The organism is Phytoactinopolyspora halophila (assembly GCF_003287285.1).
Taxonomy (GTDB): domain Bacteria; phylum Actinomycetota; class Actinomycetes; order Jiangellales; family Jiangellaceae; genus Phytoactinopolyspora_A; species Phytoactinopolyspora_A halophila.
The window spans coordinates 1-4632 of record NZ_QMIG01000054.1; the positions used below are offsets into that span (position 1 = coordinate 1).

Sequence of the window (4632 nt, forward strand, 5' to 3'; positions counted from 1 at the left end):
ACCGCCAACACAACCGACACACCACCAGCCACCACACGCTTCAAACAACGCACCACAAACTCCCTTGCGGTCAGAAAACAGCCTCAGCGGCCGTCCGCAGATGCCACGGCCGCGGGGGTCCCGGGTGCACGCGGGTCATTCCCACGGCACCCGGGACCTTGCAACGATCAGGACCGTAGGTGTTCGGTCGCCTGGAGCAGGTATGCACGCGCCTGCTCGTCCTCGACCTGCCCGGCCACCCGGAGGAAGCGATCGAACGCCAGCTCCGCCGGGCGAGCAAGCTCTCGTTCCACGTGCCGCTGTGCCGTGGACAGGTGCGTATCCAGCTGCCGGTACTGCGGCCGCTCGAGCACACCGTCCTCGTAATACGCCTCCAGCGCCTCGAACACACCCGCGAACGTGACCGTGACCTCGAACGACACCGATACCTCAGCCTCGTTGCCCGCCTCGTCCACCACCGTGGCGATCACGCTGTGCTCGCCGACGTCGAGGGCCAGCTCGGCCGGATTCTCCGCGGGTTCGCCGTCGACCTCGACGGCCACCGTTGCCACGCCGGACGTGGCATCCTCGGCCACCGCTTCGACCTCCAGCGGCGCGCCGAGCTCGTACGCGCCACCGTCCTCGACACCGTCGAGGACCACATCCGGCGCGGTGGCGTCCAGCGGGACGGTGACCTGCACCGGTTCGGACGAGTTGCCTGCCTCGTCGGTGCCACGGAACTCCAGCTCGTGCACGCCGTCATCGGCCAGCTCCAGCGATTGCCCGTACTCGGTCCAGTCACCGCCATCGAGCCGGTACTCGACTGACACCTCGCCATCGCCGTCGTCGGTGGCTGCGGCCGACACCTCCACCGGCGCGCTCCACCAGCCGTTCGCGCCCGACGGCTCCGCCGGATCCAGTTCGACCTCGACATCGGGCGGCGTATCATCCGCGATCTCGCTGATCCGGATGTTGCGGAAGTACACGTCATCCTGATCGCCGTGGTTCTGGATCCCGATGTAGCTCGGCGGATTCATCCGGTTCGGGTCGGTGTCGGTGTAGTCGTTGATCTTCTCGCCGTTCAGGAAAACCTGGATGCGATCTCCCTCGACGACGATCTCGAACTCGTTCCACTCTCCCGGCGGGTTGAGAGCCTCATCCCGAGCTTCCTGGTCGGCACCCTGGAATCCGTAGATCGCGCCGGTCGTGCGGTCCGGCTCGTCGGTGGCGTCGATCTGCACCTCGTGCCCCTCGTCGACGGCGACCCACGGGTCGTCGCCCGGGTCCGGGAACCCGACAAACACGCCCGAGTTGTCATCGCCGGGCATCATCCAGTCGAGCTTCAGGGAGTACGAGTCGAACGCCTCGTCGTACCAGTACAGGCCCATTCCCCCGGAGGAGAGCAGCTCGCAGTTGGTGTGGTGGAAGCCACCGGGCCCGGCCATCTGCCAGTTCTCCAGGCTGTCGGCCGTGCCGTCGAAGAGGCTGCGGTAGCCCTCTTCCGGTTCGGTGGGCTCGCACTCGGTGACGTCGGCGTCGTCGACGTGGAAGTAATCGAACGACGTCGGCTGTCCCTCACCGTTGAACGCGGCCAGGCCCACCTTCGGGTTCGGCATCTGCGAGAGCGGCCGGGAGCGGCCGAACTCGTTCCAGTCCTCGCCGTCGGCCGACCAGAACGCCGTGAGCGCCTGGCCGTCGCTGACGACCTTGATGTGGGCCTCCTCGGTGATGCCTTCGGGCAGCTCACCTGAGCGGTCCTGCTCCGGGTCGAAGACGGCATCGCCGTCGACGTTCTGCCCGAACTCGAACCGCCAGCCGAGATCCGGAATGTTGATCAAGACCGCCTTGGCAAAGTTGGCGTCCCCGGCGTGCACCAGGATGCCGCCCTGCTCGTAGTCTCCACCCGCCGGAATCTCCAGCTTGGTGGTCAGCTCGAAGCCGTCCTCGGGCGCGTCTTGCAGGATCACGTTCGCGGCGTTCGTGTTGCCGCCGTACATGTCCCCTTCGAGCGCGTCGATCTGCAGCTGGCCGTCGGCCACCCGGTAGTGCTCCGGGTCGGGACGCAGGATGGTCGACCACCGGCACCGATCCAGCTGGTCGCCGTCGAACTCGTCGTTCGGGTCGATATCTGCATCCGGATCCGGGCAGGGTGGCGGCTCGGTGCTGAACGTCATCGCGTCGACGTCGAACAGCCCGCCACCGTCCCCGGTGAACACCAGGTACAGGTCGTCGGTGCCGCCCGGATCCTCCAGCTCCACCGGTTCAAGATCGACGTAGTCGTCGTAGCTGCCGGTGTTCGGCACGTCGACGCTGGCCGCGAGCGGGCCGTCGGGTGCACCGGTGCGAACCTCGACCGTGCCGCCGGAGCCCCCGGACGACACCCGCAGGCTCACCGACTCGACGCCGGCGAGATTCCACGGGCTGAACGAGATCCAGTCACCGTCGTCGATGTAGCCCACGCGGGCGCCACCCTCGGCTCCGCCGGCGTCAACGACCTGGATACCGCTCTGATCGGAGAAGTGCTCGGCCTGGCGGTGGTCGGGCTGCAGCACCAGCTCGGCCGAACCCGTCGCCGGACCCGCGTCGTCGTTCGGCGGGGTGTCGGTGTACTCGGCGAGCAACAGGCCGAAGATGTTGTCGTCGGTGCCGTGCGAGGCATCGGCCCCGGTCGGGATCGTGCCTTCGCAGCCGAGGACGCTCTCCCCGCCGTGCGAGTGCTGATCATGTCCGAGGGCGAAGGTGACCTCGACCTCGTCGCAGTCGACCGGCATGCCGTCCGGATCGGTGACCTCCACCTCGTAGTCGACGTCGTCGCCGAAGGTGAACAGCTGACCGTTCGCGGGCTCGACGAACTCGACGACGGGCGCGGTGTTGCCGACGACGACGCGGACCGTCGCCACGCCCTCCTGGCCAGTCTGGTCGGTGACCGTCAGCCGGGCGGTGTACTCGCCGTTCTCGGTGTAGGTGTACGAGCCGTCCGGCTCGGTCGAGTCGGCCGTTCCGTCACCGTCGAAGTCCCACTCGTAGGAGATCGTGTCGCCCGGGTCCGGGTCGTACGACCCCTCGGAGGAGAACTCCACCGTGAGCGGCGCCTGCCCGGACGTCGGCTCGCCCGAGGCGACGGCCACCGGCGAGCGAACGCCCTTCACGTAGTCGATCCGGTACAACGCCGAATTCTCGTCACCGTTGAAGAAGCCGGTCCCGTAATCGAGCACGTACAGCGAGCCCTCCGGGCCGAACTCCAGGTCCATCAGCTGGGTGTTCTCCATGAAGTCGGAGAACGGCCCGATCGTTGACGGCGAGCCGTCGTCGTCGAGACCGATGTTCTTGATCCACTGCCGCCCGAACTCGTAGGCGAAGAACTGGCCGTCGTAGAACTCGGGGAACTTGGTCTCCGACTCCAGGTCCGGATCGTACCGGTAGACCGGGCCGGCCATCGGCGACTCGCTGCCGCTGCCGAACTCAGGCATCGAGCCACCGTCGTAGGCGATCCAGGCCGGCTCGGCCGGTGGCACCGTGTCCAGGCCCGTGTTGAGCACCGAGTCGTTGGCCGGGCCGTTGTCGCAGTCGAACGGCTCACCGATCGGATCGTCCGTGCCGTCGTTCGGGTCCTCTTCTCCGGTGTTCGGGTCGGTACCGTAGTAGGACGTGAATTCGCGCTCGACGTAGGTTTCCTCCGGCGTGTTCATCCCGGTGCAGTACGGCCAGCCGAAGTTGCCCGGTTCGGTGACCCGGTTGAACTCCACCTGTCCCCCGGGTCCGTACTGGTTGGCGCTGCCGGCGTCCGGGCCGTAGTCGCCCACCCACACGTCACCGGTTTCCTGATCGACACTCATCCGGAACGGGTTACGGAAACCCATCGCGTAAACCTCGGAGCGGGTCTGCTCGGTTCCCTCGGGGAACAGATTGCCCTCCGGAATCGAGTACGAGCCGTCCTCGTTCACCGCGATCCGCAGGATCTTGCCGCGCAGGTCGTTCGTGTTGCCCGAGGAGCGCCGCGCGTCGAACTGGGGCGCCCGGTCCTCGCGGTCGTCGATCGGCGAGTACCCGTTCGACTCGAAGGGGTCGGTGTCGTCGCCGGTGGACAGGTACAGGTTGCCAGCAGCGTCGAAGTCGATGTCACCGCCGTGGTGGCAGCAGTTGCCACGATCCTGCGGCACCTGCAAGATGACCTGTTCGGAGTCCAGGTCGAGCGCTCCGTCGGAGAACTGGAACCGGGAGAGGTTGTTGTGCCCCTCGTACTCCTCCCAGATGCTGGGATCGAGGCTGCTGTGCTCGACCTCCCCATCGGGAGTGCCCAGCTCCGGCGCGTAGTAGAGGTAGACCCAGCCGTTCTCCTCGAAGTCCGGGTCGATGGCGATGCCCTGCATGCCGTCCTCGCGGTAGTCGTACACCGGAACCTCGGCGGCAAGCGTCGTCTCGCCGGCCGCCGCGGTGTAGAAGACCTTGCCGGAACGGTCGGTGTGCAGCACTCCGCCGTCCGGGAGCACGGCTTGGCCCATCGGCTCGCCCATCTCGTCAACGCCGCGGGCGAGGGTGACCTGATCGAAGTTCTCGTGCACCGTGGCGCCGCAGTCCGCGTTGGTGGCGCCGGCGGCGGTTTCGATGCCACCCAGAATGTGATCTAAAAACGCCGGCTCGGAAAACGACTCC

At 67.1% G+C, this 4632-nt stretch carries 1 protein-coding gene; it reads right to left on the reverse strand.

The window, feature by feature from the left end; genetic code table 11:
* Positions 1 to 167 precede the first annotated feature (167 nt).
* The gene (locus DPM12_RS23730) at positions 168 to 4598 is read right to left on the reverse strand and encodes a 3-keto-alpha-glucoside-1,2-lyase-like domain-containing protein (RefSeq protein WP_425467632.1); all 4431 of its coding nucleotides are present in this window, start codon (positions 4596 to 4598) and stop codon (positions 168 to 170) included.
* Positions 4599 to 4632: the final 34 nt, after the last annotated feature.